Here is a 3,201-nt window from a genome sequence, read left to right as displayed (position 1 = left end):
AGCGGACCTGGCGGGCGGCGAGAGCGCCGAGCGCCACGGTGCCGCCCACGCACACCCCGGTGTGCAGGGCGCCCCGGCCCCGGCTGTCCCGCCACAGCACCCCTTCCACGGCGGCCGCGGCCCGTCCGAACGCGGCGACCGGGTGCCCGCGGCGGGGATCGCCGAGGAGCAGGTCGCCGAGGAGGCCGGCGGCGGCGCCGTACGCGAACACGCGATCGGCACGCATGGGGTCAGCCGGTGACGGATCCGCGGGACACGGCCCCGGAGCGGGGCGGGGAGGGGTTGACCGACCTCGGCAGGCAGCCGCGCATGGCGATATGTCCTCACTCAGGGTGTCCACGCCCTGGTTCGACGAGACCGGCGGCGAGAGTTCCTGGCTCCCGGGGGTGTCGACCCCCGGTGACAGTGGCGGGACCGCGCCGGAGTCGCACCGGCTTCCTCTCCTGCCGCCGTGTTGGCCCCGGAAGTCCACCACGATCCCCGAACACCCGTCAACTTGCCGCTGACCTGCGGGGCTGAAGTGTGCCGAGGCACACAGCGGGACGTGCGCCGCGAGGGAGAGGACCCCGGGGACACGACGGCGGGCGGCCGCCGGGCCGGAGCCCCGTGACCGCCCGCCGGGCGGGACGTCGGATCAGGCGGTGGTCACGCCATGATCAGGTAGATCCCGTAGCCCACCGCCGCCACGCAGGTGGCGAAGCAGGCGTAGGCGCCGGTGACCGCCAGGGCCGCGGACTGGCCCTGCTCGGCGGCCTGGTCGCGCCGGGACAGTCCGGCGATGCCGAGGGTGAACAGGCCGACCAGGGCCACGGTGACCACGAGACTGACGCCGAAGACGGAGCCGAGGGCCGCCCAGTCGATTGTCATGGTGCTCTTCTTCCTTCGTACCGGGTCGCGGTCAGACGGTGGTGGGGGTCGCCGGAGCCGCCGGGTCGGCGGTGGCGCCCGCGGGGGCCGGGATGGTGGCCGCGAGGTCGTCGGCGAGGGCGCCCACCGGGGGCGGGGTCACGGCGGCCATGGCCGTGGTCACCACGCCGGCCGGCTCGTCGGCGGGGGCCGGGGTGCCGGTGTCGTCGGTGTCGTTGACGTTGGTGTGGTCCACGATCTCGCGCCGGGAGATCTTCCAGATCGCCGCGCTGGAGACGACGAGGAAGGCGGCCACCGCAGCGGTGCCCCAGGCGCCGAAGCCGCAGACCCACTCGGCGATCGCCGCGACGATAGCCGCGGCCGGCAGCGTCAGGCCCCAGGCGACGAACATCCGCGTGGCGGTCGACCAGCGGACGACACCGCCCTTGCGGCCCAGGCCGGCGCCCATCACGGCACCGGAGACGGAGTGCGTGGTGGAGAGGGAGAAGCCGAGGTGCGAGGAGGCCAGGATGACCGTCGCGGCGCTGGTCTGGGCGGCGAAGCCCTGCTGCGGCTGGAGGTCGGTGAGGCCCTTGCCCATGGTGCGGATGATGCGCCAGCCGCCGAGGTAGGTGCCGAGCGCGATGGCCACGCCCGCGGAGACGATGACCCACATGGGCGGGTCGGAGTCCGGGACGAGGACGCCGCCGGAGACCAGGGCCAGCGTGATGATGCCCATCGTCTTCTGGGCGTCGTTGGTGCCGTGGGCCAGGGAGACCAGGCCGGCGGAGGCGATCTGCCCGGCGCGGTAGCCCTTCTCGGCCGCCTTGCCGTTGGCCTTCTTGCCCATGCGGTAGGTCAGCCTGGTCGCGAACATCGCGGCGATGCCGGCGACGATCGGGGCGGCGATCGCGGGGATCAGGACCTTGGTGACCAGTACGTCACCGTGCACGGCGCCCAGGCCGGCCGAGGCGACGGTGGCACCGATCAGACCGCCCATGAGGGCGTGCGAGGAGCTGGACGGCAGGCCGACCAGCCAGGTGAGGAGGTTCCAGAGGATCGCGCCCACCAGAGCGGCGAAGATGACCTCGGGACGGATGCCGGCCTCGTCGACGAGGCCCTTGGAGATCGTGTTGGCGACCTCCACCGAGAGAAAAGCACCGACAAGGTTCAGCACGGCGGACATGGCCACCGCGACCTTGGGTCGCATCGCACCGGTCGAAATGGTCGTTGCCATCGCGTTGGCGGTGTCGTGGAAACCGTTCGTGAAATCGAACGCGAGTGCGGTTACCACCACAATCGCGAGGATCAGCGAGAAGCTTTCCATTTACCCAGGCAATCGTTCGAGGTCATTGGCGCGTCGAACGTAGGTAACGCGGGTGAACGGAAGATGAACTGGGACGGGCGCCACGGTGACCGGAAGAGGGGGGTGCCGCTCCGCCGTCCGGGCGCACTGCGTGACCCCCCGAAAGCCCTGCGTTCGCACGGCTTTCGCCGACCGTGCCGCACCTGGGCCGGGGCGCCGGAGCGGGCCTGGAAGGATCTCCGCATGGCAGAGGAGAAAGCGGCCGGCGGACGGAACGGACCCGGCAAAAGGCACGACGATCCAGAGGGTGACATGCGTCACACGCAGGCCCGCGCATGGGCGGAACTCGTCGCAGCCGCCCGCCGCACGGTCACCGAGGGACTCGTCGTCGGCACCTCCGGCAACGTCTCGGTGCGGGTCGGCGACACCGTGCTCGTCACCCCCTCGGGGGTGCCCTACGACCGGCTGGGCCCCGAGGACGTCACCGGCGTCGACCTGAGCGGGCGGCAGGTCCTCGGCTCGCTGGTCCCGACCAGCGAGCTGCCCATGCACCTGGCGGTCTACCGCGCGACCGGCGCCCGCGCCGTGGTCCACACCCACGCCGTGCACGCGACGGCCGTCTCCACGCTCGTCGACGAACTCCCGCCGGTCCACTACATGGCCGCGGCGCTCGGCGGCCCCGTCCGCGTCGCCCCCTACGCCCCCTACGGGACGGACGAGCTGGCCGGACACGTCCTCCACGCCCTGCGGGACCGCTCCGGCTGCCTCCTGCGCAACCACGGCACCCTCACCCACGGCACCACCCTCGACCAGGCGTACGACCGCACCGCGCAGCTGGAGTGGATGTGCCGCCTCTGGCTCACCGCCTCCTCCGTCCCGGGCCTGACCCCGTCCCTGCTGACCCGGGACCAGGTCGCCGAGGTGGGGGAGCGCCTGCGGGGGTACGGGCAGCCGGGGTGAGGGGGTGCGCCCCGGCGGGGCGGCGGGCGCGCGGTCCCGTCCGGCCGGGCCACTCCGGGGGCGGCCCGGGCGGCACCCCCGGGTGCACC

4 protein-coding genes and 1 riboswitch are annotated in these 3,201 nt (G+C 73.3%); of the genes, 1 reads left to right on the top strand and 3 read right to left on the bottom strand.

All coding sequences use genetic code 11. From position 1 onward, the window contains the following. The 3 genes from G3I53_RS01435 to G3I53_RS01425 all read right to left on the bottom strand — a co-directional run. A partial coding sequence (locus tag G3I53_RS01435) for a cobalamin biosynthesis protein (RefSeq protein WP_343240536.1) occupies positions 1–226 on the bottom strand: 226 nt, incomplete at its 3' end. 141 nt (positions 227–367) lie between these two features. Continuing rightward, a riboswitch (cobalamin riboswitch) is annotated at positions 368–442 on the bottom strand. 203 nt (positions 443–645) lie between these two features. Continuing rightward, positions 646–867, bottom strand: a complete 222-nt coding sequence (locus G3I53_RS01430) for a hypothetical protein (protein WP_164334694.1) — start codon at positions 865–867, stop codon at positions 646–648. A gap of 31 nt (positions 868–898) precedes the next feature. Continuing rightward, positions 899–2,173, bottom strand: coding sequence for an inorganic phosphate transporter (locus G3I53_RS01425; protein WP_164334693.1), 1,275 nt, complete (start codon positions 2,171–2,173; stop codon positions 899–901). 291 nt (positions 2,174–2,464) lie between these two features. Here G3I53_RS01425 and G3I53_RS01420 point away from each other — a divergent pair, with 291 nt between their 5' ends. Beyond that, a complete protein-coding gene (locus G3I53_RS01420; RefSeq protein ID WP_239063470.1) occupies positions 2,465–3,112 on the top strand; it encodes a class II aldolase/adducin family protein in 648 nt (215 codons plus the stop codon). Positions 3,113–3,201: the final 89 nt, after the last annotated feature.

It is taken from the genome of Streptomyces sp. SID14436 (assembly GCF_010548465.1).
Lineage (GTDB): Bacteria > Actinomycetota > Actinomycetes > Streptomycetales > Streptomycetaceae > Streptomyces.
The sequence above is the reverse complement of the archived record's forward strand: the minus strand, read 5'-3'. Positions and strand labels throughout refer to the sequence as shown.